12 protein-coding genes and 3 pseudogenes are annotated in these 22,836 nt (G+C 62.7%); 8 read left to right on the top strand and 7 right to left on the bottom strand.

Features of this window, described 5'->3' with window-relative positions; all coding sequences use genetic code 11:
* The first annotated feature begins 366 nt into the window (after positions 1-366).
* The gene (locus I8J29_RS12555) at positions 367-5,040 is read left to right on the top strand and encodes a X2-like carbohydrate binding domain-containing protein (RefSeq protein WP_240546136.1); all 4,674 of its coding nucleotides are present in this window, start codon (positions 367-369) and stop codon (positions 5,038-5,040) included.
* A gap of 684 nt (positions 5,041-5,724) precedes the next feature.
* Here the strand turns inward: I8J29_RS12555 and I8J29_RS12550 are convergent.
* Positions 5,725-6,276, bottom strand: a complete 552-nt coding sequence (locus I8J29_RS12550; protein WP_208847941.1) for a TetR/AcrR family transcriptional regulator — start codon at positions 6,274-6,276, stop codon at positions 5,725-5,727.
* Between the two features lie 117 nt (positions 6,277-6,393).
* Between I8J29_RS12550 and I8J29_RS12545 the strand changes: the two genes are divergently transcribed.
* Positions 6,394-7,134 (top strand): SDR family NAD(P)-dependent oxidoreductase, encoded by a 741-nt coding sequence (locus I8J29_RS12545; protein ID WP_208847940.1) that lies wholly within the window; start codon positions 6,394-6,396, stop codon positions 7,132-7,134.
* A 363-nt stretch (positions 7,135-7,497) separates the two neighbouring features.
* On the opposite strand, the gene I8J29_RS12540 is transcribed toward I8J29_RS12545, so the two are convergent.
* On the bottom strand, positions 7,498-9,243 hold the full coding sequence (locus I8J29_RS12540) for an alpha-glycosidase (protein WP_208847939.1): 1,746 nt from the start codon (positions 9,241-9,243) through the stop codon (positions 7,498-7,500).
* A 287-nt stretch (positions 9,244-9,530) separates the two neighbouring features.
* On the opposite strand from I8J29_RS12540, the gene I8J29_RS12535 reads away from it, so the two are divergent.
* From I8J29_RS12535 to I8J29_RS34630, 5 genes and pseudogenes are all read left to right on the top strand, one after another.
* Entirely contained in the window at positions 9,531-9,866 is a 336-nt protein-coding gene (locus I8J29_RS12535) for a YflT domain-containing protein (RefSeq protein ID WP_240546135.1), read from the top strand.
* Positions 9,867-10,025: 159 nt separating this feature from the next.
* Complete coding sequence (locus I8J29_RS12530) at positions 10,026-13,745, top strand: response regulator (RefSeq protein ID WP_208847938.1); 3,720 nt, start codon at positions 10,026-10,028, stop codon at positions 13,743-13,745.
* Positions 13,746-13,767: 22 nt separating this feature from the next.
* A complete protein-coding gene (locus I8J29_RS12525) occupies positions 13,768-14,616 on the top strand; it encodes a CheR family methyltransferase (RefSeq protein WP_208847937.1) in 849 nt (282 codons plus the stop codon).
* Positions 14,617-14,732: 116 nt separating this feature from the next.
* Positions 14,733-15,626 (top strand): annotated as a pseudogene (locus tag I8J29_RS34635) (response regulator); the annotation flags it as partial.
* A 3-nt stretch (positions 15,627-15,629) separates the two neighbouring features.
* Entirely contained in the window at positions 15,630-16,952 is a 1,323-nt protein-coding gene (locus I8J29_RS34630) for an ATP-binding protein (RefSeq protein WP_420831120.1), read from the top strand.
* Between the two features lie 142 nt (positions 16,953-17,094).
* Here the strand turns inward: I8J29_RS34630 and I8J29_RS12515 are convergent, their stop codons facing one another.
* The 4 genes from I8J29_RS12515 to I8J29_RS12500 form a co-directional block, all read right to left on the bottom strand.
* Positions 17,095-17,718: a TetR/AcrR family transcriptional regulator gene (locus I8J29_RS12515; RefSeq protein ID WP_208847936.1), complete on the bottom strand. Its 624-nt coding sequence runs from the start codon at positions 17,716-17,718 to the stop codon at positions 17,095-17,097.
* Between the two features lie 447 nt (positions 17,719-18,165).
* Positions 18,166-18,969 (bottom strand): SDR family oxidoreductase, encoded by an 804-nt coding sequence (locus I8J29_RS12510; RefSeq protein ID WP_208847935.1) that lies wholly within the window; start codon positions 18,967-18,969, stop codon positions 18,166-18,168.
* Between the two features lie 830 nt (positions 18,970-19,799).
* Complete coding sequence (locus tag I8J29_RS12505) at positions 19,800-20,693, bottom strand: carbohydrate ABC transporter permease (protein ID WP_090648490.1); 894 nt, start codon at positions 20,691-20,693, stop codon at positions 19,800-19,802.
* Between the two features lie 14 nt (positions 20,694-20,707).
* Positions 20,708-21,676 (bottom strand): ABC transporter permease, encoded by a 969-nt coding sequence (locus I8J29_RS12500; RefSeq protein WP_208847934.1) that lies wholly within the window; start codon positions 21,674-21,676, stop codon positions 20,708-20,710.
* Between I8J29_RS12500 and I8J29_RS34625 the strand changes: the two are divergent.
* A pseudogene (locus tag I8J29_RS34625) lies at positions 21,675-22,196 on the top strand (response regulator); the annotation flags it as partial. The gene I8J29_RS12500 and the pseudogene I8J29_RS34625 sit on opposite strands and share 2 nt — an antisense overlap.
* 209 nt (positions 22,197-22,405) lie before the next feature.
* On the opposite strand, the pseudogene I8J29_RS33785 reads toward I8J29_RS34625, so the two are convergent.
* Positions 22,406-22,836: pseudogene (locus tag I8J29_RS33785) on the bottom strand (hypothetical protein); the annotation flags it as partial.

Genomic DNA, 22,836 nt, shown 5'->3' with positions numbered 1-22,836 from the left:
AATTGGACGCCCGAACGCGAAGTGTACCTGCCGCATTCGGGGGGAATCGTACGGTAAACGACCGAAATGTACCTACTTTTGGCAGCGATGTTCGTCTACAATCGGCTTTACGTAAGCGCTGTCATCCTTGTGGGTCGCATCGCCGCCCGATACGCGCCGCCTCCGGCGGGAAGAGGCGAGCGCCGAAATTAAAGCGCTCTCAACCGGACGCGGAGCCGCGCGTTCGGCCGCGGCGGCGGGCAACCGCATACGGAAAGGAGGCATTGACCGACGCGGAGCCGCGGACGGCCGTTACCGTCCCTGCGGAGACCCTTCATCCAGTCGTACCAGCGTTTGCACGATCTTATTCATAAGGGGATGCGTACATTGAATCTTTATGCAATGCGTCTGCGAAAACCGTGGATCGGTTTTCTGCTGGCGGCCGTCATCGTCGCGCAGTTCGGGTGGACCGGGCCGCGGGCGAACGTGGCGGAAGCCGCCGACAACGGCCTCGCGCAAAAGCCGTACATGGGCTGGAGCAGCTACAGCTTGCAGGTCTACGACGGACCGTCCGGCAATTGGACGTCCGAAGCGAAAATCAAGCAAATGTCCGACGCGATGCACGAGAAGCTGCAGTCGCACGGCTACAACTATATCAATATCGACGCCGGCTGGAACGGCAGCATGGACGAATACGGACGTCCCGTGCCGAGCACGACGCTTTATCCGGGCGGCTTTGAGAACCTTGCCAACTACGTGCACAATAACGGGCAGAAGATCGGGATCTACCTGATTCCGGGCATATCGCCGACGGCCGTGGAAGAGAATTTGCCGATCTATGACGCGCCCGGCTGCACGATCGGCGATATCGCCGTCAAACCGTACACGACCGCGGATTACTGGAACCTCGGCTACAAGATCGATTTCAGCAATCCGTGCGCGCAGAAGTACGTCGATTCCGTCGCGGACGAAATCGCGTCGTGGGGCGTGGATTTCGTCAAGTTCGACAGCGTGACGCCGGGCTCCGGCCATAACGACACGTCGATCGACGCGCGCGACGACGTCAAAGCGTGGTCCGAGGCGCTGAGCAGACATCATATTTGGTTCGAGATTTCGTGGGCGCTCGACCATAACTACGTGGACTTCTGGAAGAAATACGCGAACGGCTGGCGCGTCGATTGGGACGTGGAATCCTATAATCCGGCCGTCGGCATGACGCAGTGGAGCAACGTCGCCCGCCTCTTCCCCGACGCGGAGCTGTGGTGGCGAGATGCGGGCCCGGGCGGCTGGAACGATTTCGACTCGCTCGATATCGGCAACGGCGCCACGTCCGGCCTGACGAAGGACGAACGGCAAACGGCCATGACGCTGTGGGCCGCCTCGTCGGCGCAGCTGTACATAGGCGACGACATCGCGAACCTGGACGATTACGGACTCTCGCTCCTGACCAACGACGATGTCATCGCCGTCAACCAGGCCGGCCATCCCATTCATCCGGTCTCCACGGCTTCGGACCAGCAGGCATGGTATGCCAACAACGGCGACGGCACGTACACGGTCGCGCTGTTCAACCTCGGCAGCAAAGGCGCCAAGGTCGGCGTGAACTGGAGCGACATCGGCCTGAGCGGTTCGGCGTCGATCCGCGATCTGTGGAGCCATCAGGAGCTGGGCAGCTCCGACGCGGGCATCCAGTCGGTCTACCTCGAGCCGCACGCTTCCCGGCTGTTCAAGGTGACGGCGCAAGGCGGTTCCTCGATCGTGAATGACGACGACACCGGCATGAAATACGAAGGCGCGTGGACGCGCAACGGCGGCAACGAGCTGGTGCGGGACGCGCAGGACTTGTCCGTCATCGTGACGGATCCCGTCGTAACCGCTTCTGAAGGACCGGCCGGAACGGGCGACGGCGCGAACGGCAGCCCGGACGGCGGCGCGCCTGCGGCGACGGAAGCCGCGGCTTCCCATACGGTCATGATCAACGACAACGATCCGGCCATTCAGTACCAGAACCAGTGGGGCTACAGCAATAACCGGTCGTTCAACGACTACCAGGGCGACGTTCATTACGGCGAGCCGAATGGCGGCACGCAGCCGGAGATGTCGTACGAATTCAACGGCACGGGCATCGAAGTCTGGGCCGAGAAAAGCTCCAGCAGCGGCAAGCTGGACGTTTACGTCGACGGCGAGCTGAAAGAAACCGTCGATACCCAGGACGCTGTTCAGGCGGGACAGGCGGTGGCGTACACCGTGTCCGGTCTGGCACAAGGACCGCATACGCTGCGCGTCGTCCGCAACGACGGCGGCGAGCATTACTTCCTGTTCGACGCGCTCAAGGTGACGGCGGACACGCTGCTCGGCGCGCCGTCGTCGGCCGGCTTCAATAAGGACGCGCCCGCGGACATCACCGTTCCGCTGCCGTTCGGCGCAGGCTCCCTGAGCGGCATCAAGCAAGGCGGGACGGCGCTGCAAGCGGGAACCGATTATACGGCAAGCGGCAATACGGCGACGATCAAAGCGGCGTATCTCGCGCAGCAGCCTTCCGGCCAGCCGGCGCAGCTGACGTTCTCGTTCGCCGGCGGCGACGCGCAGAGCCTGTCCATCGCGGTGAGCGGCACGTCGATCAGCCCGACGGCGGCGCAGTTCGATAAACGGCCGACGGCGCAGCGCGACATCGACGTGACCCTCGCGCTTCCGGACGGCAACAGCCTGACCGCCGTCAAGAACGGCGCGGACACGCTGACCGCGGGTGAGGATTACGCGGTCGACGGCTCGACCGTGCGCATCCTGAAAGCGTACCTGGCCTCGCAGCCGGTCGGCGATACGAGCTTGACGTTCGAGTTCGCGCAGAGCACGCCGCGCACGCTCGTCGTCTCCGTCAGCAACTCGGCTTCCCCGGGCCGCTACGCGATGATCAACAACAACGACCCGTCGATCCGCTACACCGGGGGCTGGAGCGGCAGCGGCGGCCGCAACCTGGGCGATTACAAGGACGACGTGCAGTGGACCGAGGGCGAAGGCGCCTTCTTCACGTATACGTTCCAGGGCACGGGCATCGACTACATCACGGAAGTGGATCAGGGCCAAGGCGACGTCGAGATCTTCATCGACGGCGTGAGCCAAGGCACGGTCAGCACCTACGGCACGGATGCGCATAACAAGCCTCAAGTCACGGTTTTCTCCGCGACGGGGCTGACCAACGGCTTCCACACGCTGAAGGCCGTCAAGAAGACGGGTAAATTCATGCTGCTCGACGCGCTGCGGGTCCAACTGCCCGACCTGATCGACGTTTCGTCGACCGACTACGAGAAAGGCGCTTCGGAAGACGTCAGCGTCAACCTCATGTTCAGCGCGGATAGCCTGAGCGGCATCTGGAACGGTGCCGCGGAGCTGGCGGAAGGATCGGATTACACGATCGACGACCGGAAGGTCACGATCGCGAAAGCGTACCTGGACGCGCAGCCGGCGGGCACGACAAAGCTGACGTTCCGCCTGAAAGGCGATTACGCGGACGATATCCATGCCGCGACCGAGGACGGCAGCGCCTACGCGTACGCGTTCCAAGGAACCGGCGTCGAGCTGCTGGCTCCGACCAGTCCGAAGCAAGGCGACATGGAGATCTCTATCGACGGCGAGCTGAAGGCGACGGTAAGCGCCCACTCGGCGGACCGGACCGCGCAGACGAGTCTCTTCCGTTCCGACGCTTTGGCGGACGGCGCGCATACGATCCGCGTCGTCAAGAAGTCGGGCGAGCTGATGCTGGCGGACGCGCTGAAATTCAACGTCTCCGCGGGCACCGTTACGCCGCCGGTTGGCTCGGGCGGCGGCATCGTGGTCACGGATCCGTCCGCGCCGCAGGTCGTGCGCACCACGCAGCCGGACGGTACCGTGAAGGATGAGCTGGCGCTGACGGGCGATAACGCCCGCGCGCTGATCGACAAGCAGAAGGCGGCCGGTCAAAGCGCGGTCACGCTGTCCATTCCGGACGCGACGGATGCCGCCGCGCTGGCCAGCGTCAAGCTGGCGGCGGACGCGGTCAAGCAGCTGGCCGAAAGCGGCCTCGATCTCGATATCGATGCGGCGAACGTCAAGCTGCATATTCCGAACGCGCTGCTGAAGCAAGCGGACGGCAGTCTGTATCTTGACTTGACCCCGGTCAAATCGACGGAGCAGGGCGCGCAAATCGAAGGCCGCGCCAAAGCATCCGCGGTCGCCGCGGTCGGGGCGAACGGCGGCGCGGCGGAGCTCGCCGGCCGTCCGGTCGACATCGCGACCAACCTGCCGCAAGGCGAGGTGACGCTCGTGCTGCCGCTGCAGGCCGCGGACGCGAACGGCGCGCCGGGCACGCTCGGCGTCTACATCGAGCACAGCGACGGCACGAAGGAGTTCAAGCCGGGCGAAGCGGCATCCTTCGGCGGCAAACCGGGCGTCCGGTTCGCGACGACGAAGTTCAGCACGTTCGCGCCGCTGAAATTGACAGGCGCGGCTGGCGCCAAGCAGCCGTATATTCAAGGCTTCGACGGGCATCTGTTCAAGCCGGGCAACACGCTCACGCGCGCCGAGCTGGCGACGATTCTGTCGCGCGTCGCGCCAAGCGCCGGCGGCACGGCCGGCAAGGCGTACAAAGACGTGAAGCCGGGTCATTGGGCGGCCGCGGCCATCGCGAAAGCGACGGCGGCCGGCCTGATGAGCGGCTACGGCGACGGCAGCTTTAAGCCGGAGCAGCCGGTCAGCCGGGCGGAAATGGCGGCAATCGCCGTCCGTCTGTCGGGCAGCGCGGCCAAGCCGGGCCCGGGCTTCACGGACACGGCCGGCAGCTGGGCGGAGCAAGCGATCCGCACGGCCCAAGGCGCGGGCTTCCTGCAGGGCTACGAGGACGGCAGCTTCCGGCCGGACCGCACGCTGACGCGCGCCGAAGCGGTCGTCGTGCTCAACCGCACGCTGGGCATTCAACCGCTGAACGCGGCGCGGTCCTCGTGGAGCGACGTGCCGAGCGGCTTCTGGGCGCTCGGCGACATCGAGGCGGCATCTGCGGGCAGCGGCGGCGGTGCGCAGGACGCGTAAGCGCCGAAGCAGCAAGCCATAGCAACAGAAAAGCCGGGACGCGATCATGCGTCCCGGCTTTGTTGCGCGCGGGCGGCTTTTCCGCCCGTTGTTGAGACTGGGTCGAGGCGAGTAAGGGGCGTCCCGCGGCCAAGAACGGTACCCAGTACGGTACATGCGACCGAATCCGCGATTTAGCGGCCAAGAACGGTACCCAGTACGGTACATGCGGCCGAAACCGCGATTTACGCTGCAAGAACGGTACCCAGTACGGCACATGCTACCGAAACCTCGATTTTCGGTGCAAGAACGGTATCCGGTACAGTACATGCGGCTGAGCTCGTGATTTTCGCTGCAAGGGATCAGCGAAAATAAAGTACTAGACTGGGAAAATAAGTAAACTGAGAGAATAAAGGATTAGACACCCGCCGACGGCACTAGACGATCGAGGTTAACGCAAAAAGACGCACCGCTAATCGGTGCGTCTTTTTGAACTAGCGGTTGAAGAACTAGCCCCCATTGAAGACGTTAGTCTAAATGCACGCGCCGCGCGAGGTGCAGGTTGGAGGACTTTTAGTCCATGACTGCCACTTTTTAGATGTCGGTATTATACGGTTTATGGTTCTAAAAAGCCCCCGAAATGGGGAACGCTATCTTAACATGAAAGATAAAGCGCTCACGGAAATTAAAAACCATCTTACGAAATTATAAGATGGTTTTTGCCTTAAAATAAGGTTCAACAAATTTCCAGGTTCGTTCAAAATCGTCTTGCGTGTTCTCATCCCAAAAGTCGGCGAACATGGGGTGATGAAAACGCGAAAACAAGCCAATCAAACACCGTTTGTCTTGGCGGTCAGTCATACCGGAAACGGCCCCGAGGCTGTCAATCAGGTCGTTCATGTGTCTTTCAACGAGCTCGGGCTTAGTACTTAGATACTCTGTATAGAGCTTGAACATGACGGGTTCAGCCTTGTAAGCGGCGTGTTTAGCGCTCGCGAGCGTCCAAAACCAGTCGTGAATCGTCTCGGATTGCGACTTTTTCGGGTCGACGTTGTACGGGAAAAGGTCAGCCAGCATGGCATCAAGCCAGTTAAAAGCGAGTAATTCCCAAAGATCTGCTTTATTCTTGAAATGCTTGTACAGTGCGGGCTGAGAGATATTCACGGCTGCTGCGATATCCGTCAAACTCACGTTTCCGTAGCCTTTTTCCAACAGCAGTTCCTGCGCTTTTTCTAAAATCTTCTCCTTGGTAGTCATGCTTTGATTTTATCACAAGTTATAATTGTTGACAAATATAACTGCGAAAGTTATGATATGATTCATCAAGCAGTTATAAAATTAATTAAATATAACTTTATAAGGAGAAATAAAATTATGAAAGCACTCATCACAGGCGCAAATAAAGGCATCGGCTTTGCGATTGCAGAAGCTCTCGGAAAATCAGGCGTTGGAATTTTGGTTGGCGCACGCAGCGAAAGTCATGGCCAAGAAGCAGTTAAAAAGCTGTCGGCACAAGGTATTCCTGCAAGTTTTGTCAAAATTGATTTGAACGATTTCGACACGATTCACAACGCCGCAGAAGAAATCGATCAGCTTGATCTGCTTATCAACAATGCTGGAATTCCTGACAGTCACAAGGCTGACCGCCCCGACCTCGACACGAAGAAAACAGCGTTTGATTACACGACCGACGACCTCCGCGAGACACTGGAAGTCAATTTCCTCGGGACGCACGAGATGATTAGAAGTTTCCTGCCGAAGCTCGCCGCAAACGGAAAAATCGTGAACATCACGATACCGATCCAGCCGACTAATCACTGGCATCCGCTCGCTTATCAGACCAGTAAGGCCGCGCAAAATGTGATGGCGATGAATTACGCGCTTGAGTTCAAAAATACGGGCAGCAGCAAACAGATTTTTGGCGTCATGCCTGGTGGTGTGGCGACGGATCTGAATGGACACACCGCTGGCGCAATGGATGGCTACATCAAATCAGCCGAAGAAGCAGGCGAGTTCATCGCGCAACTCGCGCTTGACACGGAAAACCATAACGGTCAGATGATTCAACATGACGGGAAAATCGTTACGGATTACGAAGCGCAAATACACGGATAACGAATCAAATACGGGAATATCTTAAATATTTGCAGAATAAATTTTGCTTTCGAATCTGACCAACAAATTCATTCGCAGCTCGATAGCTCCAATAACAAGAGGCAGTCTACGACTTTATTTTCCAAGTCTTAAGACTGCCTTTCGTTATTGTGGAGTGTAGTCTACTCCTTATTTCATAAAAGCAGCCGATCCTCTACCCCTAATAGCCGCGTCAAATCAACGACTCTAGTCTAATCCTTAATTTTCATGGGACAGCAAGAACGGTACCCAGTACAGCACATGCGGCCGAATCCGCACGCAGGAAGGCTAACTCCGCTCATGCAACCGCCGCTCACGCAACCGCCGCCCCGTCGCCCCGACCCGCTACAGCTTCCGCGCCAAGATCCGGTACCCGAACGGATCCAGCTCCACCCGCTGCATGCCGTCCTTAACCGGCGCATGGTCCCCGGTGAGCGCGTCGTGCCAGTCGTTCGTCTCCATCGCGTGCTCCAGCACGGTCCGCTCGCCGGTCGGATTCATCCAGACCGTGAAATGCTCGCCCTCGCCCAGCCGTTCGTAGACGATGCGCGCGTCCCCCTCGTCCGCCTTCAGAAAGCGGAAACGGCCGCTCCGCAGCGCCGGATGGGACTTGCGCAGCCCGATGAGCAGCTTGTAGAAGTCGTACAGCTCCCGGTCCTGCCGTTCTTCGTCCCAGATCATGCACGCCCGGCAGTCGGGATCGTTGCCGCCCTGCAGCCCGATCTCGTCGCCGTAGAAGATGCAAGGCGTGCCGATGTACGTGAGCAGAAACACGACCGAGAGCTTCAGCTTCAGCTTGTTCCCGCCCGCGCGCGTCAGCACCCGCGGCGTGTCGTGGCTCGAAAGCAGGTTGAAGATCACCTCGTTCGTCCCCTGCGGATAACGCATGAGCAGGGTGTTCATGCCTTCCGCGAACGTCCGGCCGTCGACGCCTTCGCCGGTGAAGAAGCCGAGCACCCGGTCCGCGAACGGATAGTTCATGACGGAATCGAACTGGTCGCCTTGCAGCCATGGACGCGAGTCGTTCCACACCTCGCCCACGATGTACGCGTCCGGCTTCGCCGCCTTGACGACCTGCCGGAAGGCGCGCCAGAAATGGTGGTCGACCTCGTTGGCCACGTCGAGCCGCCAGCCGTCGATGTCCGTCTCGCGGATCCAGTATTCGGCGACGTCGAGCAGGTATTTCTTCGTCTTCGGGTTCGCCGTGTTCAGCTTCGGCATCTGGCCGAAGAAGCCGAACGTATCGTACGTGGCGATGCCGTCCTTCACCTCCGCGGGGAAGCTCCGCACGTGGAACCAGTCCGCGTACTTCGACTGCTCGCCGTGCTTCAGCACGTCCTGGAAGGGCGGGAATTGCTCGCTCGTATGGTTGAAGACGGCGTCCAGCACGACCCGGATGCCGCGTTCGTGGCACGCATGGACGAGCTGCTTCAGCACCGCCTTGTCGCCGAAATGCTCGTCGATCTTCATGTAATCGACGGTATCGTATTTATGGTTGGAGGGAGACTGGAAGATCGGGGTCAGGTAGACGGCCGTCACGCCGAGGTCGGTCAAGTGGTCGAGATGGTCCAGAATCCCCTGGAGGTCGCCGCCGAAATGCGCATCGGCGGTCGGCTGGCCGCCCCATTCCGCTTTCCCCTCCGGGTCGATCGCCGGGTCGCCGTCGGCGAACCGGTCGGGCATGATCTGATAGAACACCGCCGACTTCGCCCACTCCGGCGCCGTGAACAGGTCGATTTCGTGAATATACGGAAACTCGTAATACCCGTTCACCGGGAACGGCTGCTCGCCGCAGGTGCCGTCCTCCGACAGATAGACCGTTTCCTCGCCCTGCCGCATTCGGAAAATATACGAGAACCGCTTGTACTTCGGCTTGACCGCCGCCTCCCAATAATCGTAAAAGCGGTCGGACGCGATTTTCAGCATCGGCAGCTCTTCGTTGATGCTCGCCCAGTCGTATTTGTCGCCCGCGATGACCGTCACCTCGTCCACGTCGTCGCGCTTCGTCTGCACCCGCAGATGGATCGTGTCCATGTCGTAGGCGTATGCCCAATTGCTCCGCGGCGAGTGGTGGAAACATTCCTGAAACATATGCGCCAGCTCCTTTTGCTTGTCGAATATTCGAAATAGAGGGGAAGTAAGAGGTGACACCGGCGGAACCGGCTTCGCCGTCATGGGCGCCTTTCCGCGTTCCTATACACGTATACACGGGCGGGAAACCGGCTGAATCGCCTGCTCCCGCGCAACGTCCCGGACGGTAGGCCGAACGTCCCGAGGCCGGGCGAATTCGTCCCGGCGCTTGTTTCAAGGCGGCCGCCCGGGGGTAAATCCAGACTAGCCTCACCTGGCAAATCCATTTGAAAAGCGGAGGGATTCACATGCAACCGATGAAACCGAGCGTTCAAATCGTACCGACGGCCATGGATGCGCTGCATACCGTACAAGAGCTGAACCGGCGTGGATACAGGCAGGAGAACATTTACGTGCTGGCGCACGACAGCAGTCAAACGAAATCGTTGTCCGACGCCGCGGACGCGAACGAAATCGGCATGAAGGAAGAGGGCATGTTCACCGCGATGGCGAATGTGTTCAAATCGAGGGGCGACGAAATTCGCTCGAAGCTGACGTCGATCGGCTTGTCCGACATGGAAGCGGAACGTTACGAAGAGGAGCTTGATCGCGGTCGTGTACTCGTCATTACGAACATCCATTAAGCATCGAATCGCAAGGCAATCGACCAACGATCCGAATCGTTGCGGCGAGGTCGCCGTCCTCCGGGACGCGCGGCCTGTTCGCGCGTGGAGATAGCGGGCTGCCGGCACGAGCCGGAGCCGACATGACGACAAAGGGGAAATTCGGGTGGGTTATCAGGAATGAAGGCAAAGACAAAATTAATGCTTAGCTTTATCGTCATGATGATGGTACTGATGTTTATATCGATCGTCTGCTTGAACAATGTGTCGATGCTAAGCGGCAAGCTGGACGAGGTGTACGCCAACCGGTACCAGAAGCTGATGCTGGCATATGACCTCAGGGGCTCGATCAACAAGGTGGCGCGGGGCATCACGAACGTCCTGACCGTGCCGACGGCGGACAATCTGGCCAAGAACGACGCCCTGCTGACCGAAGAACCGAAGAACGCCTTGGGCTACTTCGGGCAGCTGAAGGCGCGTTCCGATTCCGATGCGGAGCAGTCCTCGCTGAACGCGCTGGAGCGCGGCCTGACCGTTTATCTTCAATATGCGGAGCAGGTGAAGCGGCTCATCGCCGAAGGGCACGGCGCCGACGCGGTCGCCCTGCGGGAGAAGGAAGGCGCCGCCGGCCAGGAGAACACGGTCAACCTGATCGACGACTTGACCGCGTTTCACCGCCGGGCCACCGACGAGGCCGTCGCTTCGGCCCGGACCGCGAACGAGAATACGCGCATGGTCATGGTGGCGACCATGGTGGCCGGCATGCTGATCGGTATCGGCACGATGCTCTGGAACATCGCCGGCGTGTCGCGCAGCCTGAACCGGCTGACGGCCATGATCGGCGCGTATGCCCGGGGGATCAGCGATCCCGCTCTGCGCCGCCGCGCGGAGACCGGGGACGAATTCGGGGCCGTGGCCAAGGCGTTCTTCGCGCTCGCGGACGACTTGGAGCGCAAGACCGAAGCCGAGCAGCGGTATAACAAGAAGATGGAGGACGAGGCGTGGGTCAAGTCCAATCTCGCCGCGGCGACCGTGGACCTGCAGGGCGCCGTGGAGCTCCGCCAGCTGGGGACGGCGTTCATGAACCGGCTCGTGCCGCTCGTCGGCGCGGCGTACGGCGGACTGTACGTCCGCGACGGCTACGGCGAGGACAGCCGGTTCCGCCTGCAGGGCGCCTACGCGCCGCAGGACGAGGCCGCCTTCGAGCGGCAGTTCCGGATGGGCGAAGGGCTCGTCGGGCAGTGCGCCCGCGGCGGGCAGCCGCTCGAGCTGACCGAGCTGCCGGCCGACTACGTCCGGATTCGCTCCGGCTCGGGCGAGACGCAGCCGCGCGCGCTGCTGCTCCTGCCGGTCGACTACCAAGGCCGGCAGCTCGCCGTCATCGAGCTGGCGTCGCTGCAGCCGATCGACGGCCGGCGCCGCGAGCTGCTGGCGGAGCTGACGGAAGGGCTGGGCAGCGTGCTGAATACGCTGTTCGGCCGGCTGCGGATCGAGGAGCTGCTGCGGGAATCGCAGGCGCTGAGCGAGGAGCTGCAGGTGCAGTCGGAGGAGCTTGTATCGCAGCAGGAGGAGCTGCGCCGCTCCAACGACCAGCTGGAGGAGCAGACGCGCTCGCTGAAGCAGTCCGAAGAGCTGCTGCAGAGCCAGCAGGAGGAGCTGGAGCAGACGAACGAGGAGCTGCTGCAGAAGACGCATCTGCTGGAAGCCGAGATGCGCGAGACGGAGCGGAAGAACGAGCAGATCGAACGGACGAAGACGGCGCTCGAGCGGCAGACGGTGCAGCTGGCGCTGTCGTCCAAGTACAAGTCCGAGTTCCTCGCGAACATGTCGCATGAGCTGCGGACGCCGCTGAACAGCCTGCTGATTCTTTCCCAGATGCTGACGGATAATAAGGAAGGGAATCTGACCGGCAAGCAGATCGAGTTCGCGACGACGATCCATTCATCCGGCAGCGACCTGCTCAAGCTGATCGACGAGATTCTGGATCTGTCCAAGATCGGCGCGGGCAAAATGAGCCTCGTCACCGAGCACGTGACGATCGCCGAGCTGGAGCAGACGATGCGCCGGAGCTTCGGCCCGATGAGCCAGCAGAAAGGGCTCGCCTTCGGCGTCCAGGTGGCGCCGGACGTGCCGGAAGGCTTGTATTCCGACGGTCACCGCGTCAAGCAGGTACTGAAGAACCTGCTGTCAAACGCCTTCAAGTTCACGCATCGGGGCGAGGTCGTTCTGACGATCCGCTGCGCGGAGCCGGACGAAGCGAAGGTCCGCGCCGAGAACGGCCGGATGCTCGCCTTCGAGGTGCGCGACACCGGCATCGGCATTCCCGCGGAGAAGCAGCAGCTCGTGTTCGAAGCGTTCCAGCAGGTCGATGGCACGACCAGCCGCATCTACGGCGGCACCGGCCTCGGCCTGGCCATCAGCCGCGACTTGGCGGGGCTGCTCGGCGGCACCATCGAGCTGGCCAGCGAAGAGGGACGCGGCAGCACGTTCACGCTGTACCTGCCGGAGTATTACGTGGCCGCGAGCGCGCCGGAAGCCGGCGAAGACGCCAAGCTCGGCGAGCAGGCCGTGGAAGCGGCGATGCTGGCCGAGCCGGGGCGGCATGCCATCGGCGCCGTCCTCGCGGAGGCGGCCCCGGGCTTCGCGCCGCCGCCGAACCGCGCGGATGCCGCGCGCGCGCCTTCCCCGTCGCCGATCGAGGACGACCGCGGCGCCATCGGCCCGGAGGACCGCACCGTGCTTATCATCGAGGACGACGGGCCGTTCGCCCGCGTGCTGCTCGACATCGCGCGGTCACGCGGGTTCAAGGGCATCGTCGCCATGCAGGGCGACGTCGGCCTTGACGACGCGCGGACGTTCAAGCCGGACGCGATCCTGCTCGACATCATGCTGCCGGTCATGGACGGCTGGTCCGTCCTGCATCATCTGAAGCACGATGCGGATACGCGCCATATTCCGGTGCACGTCGTCTCCGTCATGGAGGAAGTGCGGCAGGGATTGTCCATGGGCGCGATCGCCTACCTGCGCAAGCCGGCGGACAAGGAGCGGCTCGACAGGCTGTTCCAGCAAATCGAATCGTTCCTCGACCGCGACCTGAAGTACGTGCTCGTCGTGGAGGACGACGCCGCCCAGCGCACGGGCATCATCGAGCTGGTCGGCGACGAGGACGTCGTCGTGAAGGCGGTGTCGTCGGGCCGCGAGGCGATGCGCGAGCTCGAGGAACGGCATTACGACTGCATGGTGCTCGACCTCGGCCTGCCGGATATCTCCGGCTTCGAGCTGCTCGACCGCATCCGCGGCAGCGAGAAGCTGCGCGAGCTGCCGATCATCATCTATACCGGCCGGGATTTGGATAAGAAGGAAGAGATCCAGCTGAAGAAATACGCCGAGACGATCATCATCAAGGACGTCAAGTCGCCGGAGCGGCTGCTGGACGAGACGACCTTGTTCCTGCACCGCGTCGTGGCGGACCTGCCGGAGGCGAAGCGCAGCGTGCTGCGGAAGCTGCACAGCGTGGAGACGATTTTCGAAGGGAAGTCGATCCTGATCGTCGACGACGACATCCGCAACGTGTTCGCGCTTTCGAGCGCGCTGGAAGGCTACAAGATGGACATTCATTTCGCCGAGAACGGCCGCGAAGCGCTGGAGCTGCTGGAGCAGCACCCCGACGTGCAGCTGGTGCTCATGGACATGATGATGCCGGAGATGGACGGCTACGAGACGATGCGGCATATCCGGGGGACGGCGGCGTTCGAGCGGCTGCCGATCATCGCGATCACGGCGAAAGCCATGAAGGAAGACCGGGACAAGTGCATCGAGGCCGGCGCGTCCGATTACATCGCGAAGCCGGTCAATATCGACCAGCTGCTGTCCTTGATGAGGGTGTGGTTATATCAATAACGAAACGGTGAGAGAAGACGACATGCTGCGAGAAGAAGACCCTAACAAAGCCGGCGAGCGGGAGCAGATCGAAATCGCCCTGCTGCTGGAAGGCCTGTTCCAGCTCTACGGCTACGATTTCCGCAATTACGCGTTCTCCTCCATCCGCCGGCGCATTTGGCACCGGGTGAACGCGGAGCGGCTGCCGACGATCACGGCGCTGACGGAGCGGGTGCTGCACGACCGGGCGGTCATGAACCGGCTGCTGACCGACCTGACGATCCACGTGACCGAGATGTTCCGCGACCCGGAGGCGTTCCGGGCGTTCCGGCAATCGGTCGTGCCGCTGCTGCGCACGTATCCGTTCATCCGAATCTGGCACGCGGGCTGTTCCACGGGCGAGGAAGTCTACTCCATGGCTATCCTGCTGAAGGAAGAGGGGCTGTACGACAAGACGCGGATCTACGCGACGGACATGAACGAGCGCGTGCTCGAGACGGCGCGCGAGGGCGTGTTCCCGTTGGAGCGGATGCAGACGTTCACGCGCAATTACATCGAGGCGGGCGGCAAGGAATCGTTCAGCAACTACTATACGGCGAAGTACGATTCCGTGCTGTTCAAGAGCGAGCTGAAGAGCAATATCGTCTTCGCCCAGCATAATCTGGTAACGGACCGCTCGTTCAACGAGTTCAACGTGATCTTTTGCCGCAACGTCATGATCTACTTCAACAAGGAGCTCCAGAACCACGTGCACGGCCTGCTCTTCGAGAGCCTGAGCACCTTCGGCATCCTGGCGCTGGGCACCAAGGAATCGATCAACTTCACGCGGCATGCCGACGCGTACGAGGAGCTGGACGCGCACAGCCGGCTGTACCGCAAAATCAAATCGTAGGAGGGACGGCCGACGACGCTTCGGGCTTTCCGCGGATGCCGCGGAAGCGAGGGCTTGGGAGACCCGCCGAAGCCGTTGCCGTACCATGGCAAGGGGAAGGTGAAGACGCAATGATGATCGCTTACGACGGACCGGTCAACATCCTGCTGGTGGACGACCACCCGGATAATCTGCTGGCGCTGGAGGCGGTGCTGGGGGACCTGAACTGCAACCTGGTCAAATGCCTCTCCGGCGCGGAAGCCTTGCGCTGTCTGCTCAAGGACGAATTCGCGGTCATTCTGCTCGACGTGCAGATGCCGGAAATGGACGGCTTCGAGACGGCGCGGCTGATCAAGTCGCGGAAAAAGACGCAGGAGACGCCGATCATCTTCATCTCGGCGACGAGCAAGGAAGCGGAGCACTTCTTCACCGGTTACGAGGCCGGCGCGATCGACTACATGCTGAAGCCGTTCGTGCCGCAGATTCTGCGCGCCAAGATCGAAGGCTTCGTGCGGCTCTACGTCGGCAGCAAGACGCTGCAGCTGCAGGCGGAGCTGCTCCAGCGGCAGACGGCCGAGCTGGAGCGGGGCAACCTCGAGCTGATGCAGACGACGTACCAGCTGACCAAGACGCAGGCGCTGACCCGCGCCATTCAGGAGACGAGCACGGACACGATGATGACCTTCGACGAGAACGGCGTCATCCTGACGGTCAACCCGGCGGTCGCCGCGATGTTCGGTTACCGCGAGGACGAGGTGCTCGGCCATCCCGTCACGATGCTCATCCCCAGCTTCGAAGGCGGCGCGTACCGGCTCGGCGGCATGGAAGTGCCGGCTGCGGGCGCAGCCGGAGAGGCGGGCTGCACGGCCGGCGGCGCATCGGACGAATCGGATGCGGCGGGCTTCGGCGCGCCGGCGGGCGAGCGGATGCAGCTGCATCCGGTGCGCAAGGACGGCAGCCGGTTCCCGGCGGAGATTCAGATCGGCATCGCGACCATCGACGAGGAGCGGATCTATGCCTGCACGGTCAGCGACATGACCGAACGAAGACGGTTCGAGCGCGAGCTGATGGCCGCCAAGGAGACGGCGGAGGTGGCGGCCCGCGCGAAGACGAATTTCCTCGCGACGGTGAGCCACGAGATCCGCACGCCGATGAACGGGGTGCTCGGCATGACCGGGCTGCTGCTCGACACGGAGCTCGACGAATCGCAGCGGGAATACGGCGAGATCATCCGGAAGAGCGGCGAAGCGCTCTTGTCGGTTATCAACGACATTCTCGATTACGCCAAGATCGAGTCCGGCAAGCTCGAGGTGGAGCAGCTGCCGTTCAAGCTGCCGCTGCTCATCGCCGAGACGTTCGACATCTTCACGGCCAAATCGATGCAGAGCCGTCTGTCGCTGTCCTACGAGGCGGACCCGGCGCTGCCGGAGCTGCTGGTGGGCGACGAGATCAAGCTGCGCCAGGTGCTCATCAACCTGATCGGCAACGCCTTCAAGTTCACGACCGAAGGAACCATCTCCGTATCCTCGCGTCTGCTCGGCATGGCCGGGCAGACGGTGCGGATCGAATTCGTCGTGACGGATACCGGCGTCGGCATTCCGGCGGATAAGCTGCCGCTGCTGTTCCAGCCGTTCTCCCAGGTCGACACGTCGCTCGCGCGGCAGTACGAGGGCACGGGCCTCGGCCTCGCCATCTGCAAGAACCTCGTCGAACTGATGGGCGGCACCATCGGCGTCTCGTCCGTCGTGGGCGAGGGCACGACGTTCCGGTTCACCGTGCCGATGACGACGTGGCTGACGCCGCACGGGGAAGCCGCGGCCGATTCGACGGACGGGGACCGGCCGGCGTCGCCTCCGCCCGGCAGCTTCGCCGCGGCGGCGGAGGAGGATGCCGCCGCGGCGAGCCTTTCCGGCTTCGCGGAAGCCGGCCTCGCGGACGCGCGGGCGGACCTGCGCGGCGGCGCCGCCGCTGCCGTGCTCGTTGCCGACGACAACGAGATCAACCAGAAGCTGACGCTTACGCTCCTGCATAAGCTCGGCATCGCCGCCGATGTCGCGAGCAACGGGAGCGAGGCCGTCGAACGGGCCGGCCGGCGGGCGTACGACCTCATTCTGATGGATATGCGCATGCCCGTCATGGATGGGCTCGAAGCGACGCGGCGCGTGCTCGCTTCCGCGCCGGCCGGGCAGGCGCCGGTCGTGGTGGCGATGACGGCGAACGTGCTGCCGAGCGACCGGGAGCGCTGCCTGGAGGCGGGCATGGCGGATTTCCTGGCGAAGCCGATCCAGTTCGACGCCGTGAAGCGGGTGCTGAAGCGGTACGGCATCGAGCCGGAACGGAAGCAGACGTCGCTCTAGGCGCAGCTCCCGCCTTGCGCGTCATTCGCGTGGCTTGCGGCGAAGGCGCACGGTTCGCGCTTCGCGGATACATAGCGTTCCGAAATCAAATAACCTCCGGCTGGCCGATCGCGGCCTGCCGGAGGTTGTTTGGTTTTGCCGTTCAGCCGGGATTCCGCTGCAGGCCGCGCAGCAGCACGTCCGCCGATTTCACGCTCGCGGCGGCCAGGTCGTAAGCGGCATCCGACAGGCACCACGTCATCGTCGCGCCCGTGATGAAGATATACAGGTTGTTCACGATGTCGTCCCGCGACAGCTCCTCCCGGAACAGGGAGCGGGCGATGCCGTCGTCCACGATGCCGTGCAGCAGCTCGGGCTCCAGGCAATTCGCGAAGAACGAAGGCACCTCCGGCGATTTGGCGGCGAGATAGACGACGAAGGTCAGCTTCGTGAGCTCTTCCCCGACGACGGCCGGAAAACCGAACGCGAGGGCGAGGTACGTCCTCAGCTTGTCGATCGGCGAAGCGTCCGGATGCGCTTGCGCGTAAGCCGCGAAGTGCTCGTCCATGTATTCGGACATATCGTCGCGGTACAGCTTGCGGACGATGTCCTCTTTCGACTTGTAGTGAATATAGAAGGCGCCCTTGGAGAGGCCGCACCGCTCGCAAATTTCGTCGACCGTCACGTGGTTGTAGCCCTTGGCCAAGATGAGCTCCTTCGCGACGGCGAAGATCCGCTTCTTGGTCGCCTTTCCCTTTTGCAGCCGTTTCGTTTCCGTGGTCTTCATCGTTCGTCCCCCCTGAACCCACTATACGGCATCCGTTTTCGGGAAGTCAAAGCGAGGCATGGGCGGCTTGCGCCGCAACCGGGGTGGGCGAAGCGAACGGAGCGTGCTTGCTGGCAGCGGCGGAATACCGGATGAGCGCATCGCGTTCGCGGCTGCCAATGCACGGCTGCTGCCAGCGTATGGCAGCTACAAGCGAACGGCTGTTGCCAACGCACGCTGCAGCATGTCAACGGCAGCCGCAAACGCACGGCAGCCGCAAGCGAACGGCTGCCGTGAACAGGCGAAACCGGCCGCCCCCCTTGCCGCGAGCAATGGGGGCGGCCGGTTTCGTTCGCGAGCCGCGAGTCGGCTTCTGCGGAGCAGCGGCCCCCGGGGATCTTGCACCCGCTCTTGCGCTCGGGGCGCGATTCGCGCGCGGCACCGGCGAGCGCACGCCCGAGCGCGCGACTAGCCGCGAAGCAGCGACTCCGCGCCGTCGATGTAGATCGGCGTGCCCGTAATATGGCTCGACGCGTCGGAGGCGAGGAACAGGACGAGGTCTCCGACCTGGGACGCCCGCCCGGGCGCGTTTTCGAGCGGCTGGTCGCCTTCGGGAAACTCGACCGGGATTTTGATCTCCTCCACCTCCGGCGTCGGATGCGTGTTTTGGCCGATGTGCGTCTTGATGGCGCCGGGGCAGATCGCGTTGACCCGGATGCCGAACTGGGCCAGCTCCAGCGCGGCCATTTGCATGAACGCCACTTGTCCCGCCTTCGACGTGCTGTAGGCGCTCATGCCGAAGTTGGAGAACACCCGGTTGCCGTTGATGGAGCTCGTGATGACGATGCTGCCGCCGTTTTGCTTCAGGAACGGCACGGCGTATTTGACCGTCAGGAAGGTGCCCTTGAGGTTGATGTCGAGCGTCGTACTCCAGTCCTCCGGCGTCAACGTCTCGATCGGCGCCAGCGTGCCGTTGATGCCCGCATTGGCGAACACGGCGTCGAGGCGGTCCCAGCGGTTCGCCGCTTCCCGGATCGCGCTTTCGATGTCCTCGGCCTGCGAGATGTCCGCCTCGATGGCGATCGCCTCGCCGCCCGCTTCCTCGATCCGCCGCTTGACGTCCGCGACGCGTTCTTCCTTTACGTCCACGAGCGCGATCCGCGCGCCTTCCTCCGCCAGCCGAAGCGCCGCCGCCCGGCCGATGCCGGAGCCCGCGCCCGTAATGACGGCTACTTTGCCGTCCATGCGTCCTTTGCCGCTTGTTGTGGTCATATCGGGGAGTCCTCCCTTTCGATTCGGTGGATGGTGGTCCGATGGTGATCGTCCGCATCCTCTCATACCCGTTTTTGCCTAAAAGCAACCAAATATACGCGTATTGCGCGAAGCATCGGCCGTTGCCCTGCGGGCTTGGCCGGGTGAAGCGCCTGATTAGATCGGCCGGCCTGCAGGGGCGGGAGAAGCAGCGCCTCGAGCGCTCCATAAAAAAGATGCCGACATCTCCGCACGCGCAGTCACGGAATCGAAGGCATCATCGTTTGTCTATTGGCGATGGCGGGTGCATGCCGCTAGGCGGAAAAGCCCGGCTCCGCGGCTGCGGTTTCGGAGGCTTTATGGTCGGATTTCGGGGCCGGGTGCGTGCCGCTCGGCGACGGCCCCGTCTTCGCGCGGACTGCGCGGGGACGAGTTAAGCGGCCAGGAAATCCGCTATTTCGCGGATTTCAAGCGGTTTCGGCTTTTCGCGGCCACAGGAGCCGCTATTGGCGTGAATGACGGCCATGACGGCAGGTTTCCCGCCTAATAGCGGATCGTGTGGCCGCGAAATTAGAGAAACGCTTGAAAAAGGCGAAATAACGGAACGTGAGTCCGATGGGGATAGCGGGTTGGCGATGGCGCCTGCCGCTGCACGGAAAAGCCCCCGGCTCCGCGGCTGCGGTCTCGGAGGCTCTTCTGGTCGGCTTTTCGCGGCCGCAGGAGCCGCAATTGGCGTGAAAGTCGGCCGTGACGGCAGGTGTTGAGCGCCGCCGACCCAGCGCGCCTCGTAGCGCCCCAACGCCTCGCCCGCCGACCGCCTCGCCCGCCAACCGCCTCGCCCGCCGACCGCCTCAGCTCTTGATCGCGCCCATCATGATCCCCTTCACGAAGAAGCGCTGGATGAACGGATACACGAGCATGATCGGCACCGTCGACACCATCGTGACGGCCATGCGGATGCTCTCGCCGGACACCGGGATGCGCTTCGACGACTTGGCCAGCGCTTCCGCCTCGGACACCATGGCGCCCGTTTGATACTGGTTCAGGATCTTGACCAGCACGGCCTGCAGCGTCTTCAGCTCCGGCTTGTACGTGTAGATGTACGAATCGTACCACGAGTTCCAGTGCCCGATGCCGATGAACAGCGCGATGGTCGCGAGCACCGGCACGCAGAGCGGCAGGACGACGCTCGCGAAGATCTGCAGGTCGTTCGCCCCGTCGATTTTGGCCGATTCCTCCAGCTCCGGCGGCAGCTGTTCGATATACGTCCGCACGAGAATCATCAGGAAGACGCCGATCAGCCCCGGGAAGACGAACACCCAGAACGAATCGATCAGCTGCAGCGACTTGATGATCATGTACGTCGGGATGAGGCCGCCGCCGAAGTACATCGTGAAGATGAAGAAGAGCGTGAAGAACCGCCACGCGATCAGCTCGCGCTTACTGAGCGCGTACGCCATCAGGGCGATGGCGAGCACGGACAGCGGCGTGCCGACGACGGTCCGCAGGACGGTGACCTTCACCGAGCCGATCAGCTCCGAGTTGCGCAGGATCGACCGGTAGCTCTCGAGCGTGAACTCCCGCGGCCAGAGGTAGAGTCCGCCGCGCACGGCGTCGGTGGCGTCGTTCAGCGAGACGACGAGAATGTTCCAGAACGGATAGAAGGTGACGACGAAGACGAGGCACAGGAACGCGTACATCAGAACGTCGAACGATTTATCCGCCAGCGTGCTTTTTCCGGGCATGGTGCGCTCCCTCCTTAGAACAGCGATTGGTTGTTGATCTTCTTGGACGCGGAATTGACGATGACGATGATGATGAACGCGACGACGGAGTTGAACAGCCCGACGGCGCTCGCGTAGGAGAACATGGAATTTTGCAAGCCGTACCGGAACGAATAGGTCGAAAGCACGTCGGAATAATCCTGGTTCAGCCCGTTGCCGAGCAGGAAATGCTGGTCGAAGCCCGCGTTCAGCACGCCGCCGAGCGAGAAGATGAGCAGGATGACGATCGTCGGCTTCAGATGCGGAAGCGTGACGTACACGATCTGCTTGAACCGTCCGGCGCCGTCGACCTTGGCAGCCTCGTACAGGTCGAGGTTGATCGAGGAGATCGCGGCCAAATAAATAATCGAGTTATAGCCCATCTCCTTCCACGTGTTGCCGATCGCGACGATCCACCAGAAGTACTTGCCCTCCTGCAGGAACAGGATGCTGTCCTGCGTCAGGTGCAGCCACTTCAGCACGTTGTTCACGATGCCGTCCGACGACAGCACGGTGACGATGATGTTCGCCGCGATGACCCAGGAGATGAAGTGCGGCAGGTACGAGACGGTCTGCACCGTTTTCTTGAAAACGGCGCCCTTGATCTCGTTCACCGCGATCGCGATCAGGATCGGCACGGGGAAGGACACGACCAGGGAGAGCAGCGTCGAAGCCAGCGTGTTGCGCATGATGATCAGGAAGTCGCCGTTGCTGAAGAAATAATCGAACCACTTGAAGCCGACGAACTCGCCGTGGAACAGGTTGGTCCAGAAGCTGCCGAGCATCGGCTGATAGTTGATGAAGGCCATGTACAGCCCGGCCATCGGCAAATAGGCGAACAGCACCGCCCAGATGAACGCGGGGAGCAGCATCAGCAGCAGGTAGCGCTGCTCCAGCAGCCGCTGCCGGAAGGGCCGTTTGGCCCGTTTTTCGTTGGCGCGAATCGTCGTAGCCGCCGTTTCCATGGAGCGCACCTCTTTCGGTCATATTGGCCAAATTATACGGGCCCGCGATTTCGGCCAGCAATACAACAATGTGAAGAATCGTGCGGGAAAACGTCTTACATGCCGCAATCGGTCTTTTTGGCCTTCTTCGCGGATCGGGCCAAGTAGTATAATTAGGGCTGCACTTCGAGGAAACGGGGGTTCGCGCATGCTGACGGTATTTCTGGTGGAAGACGAAGCCATCGAGCTGAATCTGATGATGAACCATATCGATTGGACGGCCATGGGCATCAAGGTCCTGGGCGGGGCGAGGAACGGCCGGAAGGCGTGGGAGCAGATCCGGGCGCTGCGGCCGGACGTCGTGCTGACCGACGTGCGCATGCCGTTCATGGACGGTCTGCAGCTGGCCGCGCTGATCCAGGAACATTGCGAGTGGATCAAGGTCGTGTTCCTGAGCGGGCACGACGAGTTCGCGTACGTGAAGTCCGCGCTGGAATCGGGCGCGGTCGGCTACCTGCTGAAGCCGATCGACCGGACCGAGCTGGCCGCGGTCATGGCCAAGGCGAAGGCCGAGGCCGAGAAGGCGAAGCTGCTCCGGCGCTCGCGGGACGTCCTGGCCGAGAGCCACATGGCGCGGCTGTTCGCGGATCGGGACGGTCCCGCGCGGGAGCATGCCTGGCGCGAGCTGATCGCGCTGGATCCGGGCTTTGCGGAGCGGACGTATGTAACCGCTTTAATCGCCGTCGACGGCTACGAGGCGCTGCTGGCGGCGGACCCCGAACGGGCCCGGGAGGTGCCCCGGACGGGGAGCCTGCTCCGCGAGCTGCTGGACGCCCGCCGGCCGGACGGAAGCGCGATCCGCTTAAGCGGGCACGAGTGGCTGGTCGCGCTGCCCGCCGAAGGCGGCGCGGGCGCGGTGGCGGACGCGGAGGCCGGCGGCTTCTGGGCGGAGGCGGCGGAGTCGGTCCGGTCCGGGGTCCGGCGGGGGGGGGGGCGGCGGGGGGGGGCGCCGGCCGAGGCCGGGCGGGGGCGGGCCCGGGCGGGGGGGGGGGGGGCCCGAGGCCCGGCGCCGGGACAGGTCGGGGACCCGCCTCCTGCCGGAGAAGGGGGGGGGGGGGGGGGGGGGGGGGGGGGGGGGGGGGGGGGGGGGGGGGGGGGGGGGGGGGGGGGGGGGGGGGGGG

It is taken from the genome of Paenibacillus artemisiicola, assembly GCF_017652985.1.
Classification (GTDB): Bacteria; Bacillota; Bacilli; order Paenibacillales; family Paenibacillaceae; genus Paenibacillus_Z; species Paenibacillus_Z artemisiicola.
This window is presented reverse-complemented; position numbering and strand designations above follow the sequence as displayed.

Excerpts from the sequence above, each read along its gene's own strand:
- I8J29_RS12550 (WP_208847941.1), bottom strand. The coding sequence starts at position 6,276 with ATGACTACCAAGGAGAAGATTTTAGAAAAAGCGCAGGAACTGCTGTTG.
- I8J29_RS12545 (WP_208847940.1), top strand. The coding sequence starts at position 6,394 with ATGAAAGCACTCATCACAGGCGCAAATAAAGGCATCGGCTTTGCGATT.
- I8J29_RS12540 (WP_208847939.1), bottom strand. The coding sequence starts at position 9,243 with ATGTTTCAGGAATGTTTCCACCACTCGCCGCGGAGCAATTGGGCATAC.
- I8J29_RS12535 (WP_240546135.1), top strand. The coding sequence starts at position 9,531 with ATGCAACCGATGAAACCGAGCGTTCAAATCGTACCGACGGCCATGGAT.
- I8J29_RS12530 (WP_208847938.1), top strand. The coding sequence starts at position 10,026 with ATGAAGGCAAAGACAAAATTAATGCTTAGCTTTATCGTCATGATGATG.
- I8J29_RS12525 (WP_208847937.1), top strand. The coding sequence starts at position 13,768 with ATGCTGCGAGAAGAAGACCCTAACAAAGCCGGCGAGCGGGAGCAGATC.
- I8J29_RS34630 (WP_420831120.1), top strand. The coding sequence starts at position 15,630 with ATGACCGAACGAAGACGGTTCGAGCGCGAGCTGATGGCCGCCAAGGAG.
- I8J29_RS12515 (WP_208847936.1), bottom strand. The coding sequence starts at position 17,718 with ATGAAGACCACGGAAACGAAACGGCTGCAAAAGGGAAAGGCGACCAAG.
- I8J29_RS12510 (WP_208847935.1), bottom strand. The coding sequence starts at position 18,969 with ATGACCACAACAAGCGGCAAAGGACGCATGGACGGCAAAGTAGCCGTC.
- I8J29_RS12505 (WP_090648490.1), bottom strand. The coding sequence starts at position 20,693 with ATGCCCGGAAAAAGCACGCTGGCGGATAAATCGTTCGACGTTCTGATG.
- I8J29_RS12500 (WP_208847934.1), bottom strand. The coding sequence starts at position 21,676 with ATGGAAACGGCGGCTACGACGATTCGCGCCAACGAAAAACGGGCCAAA.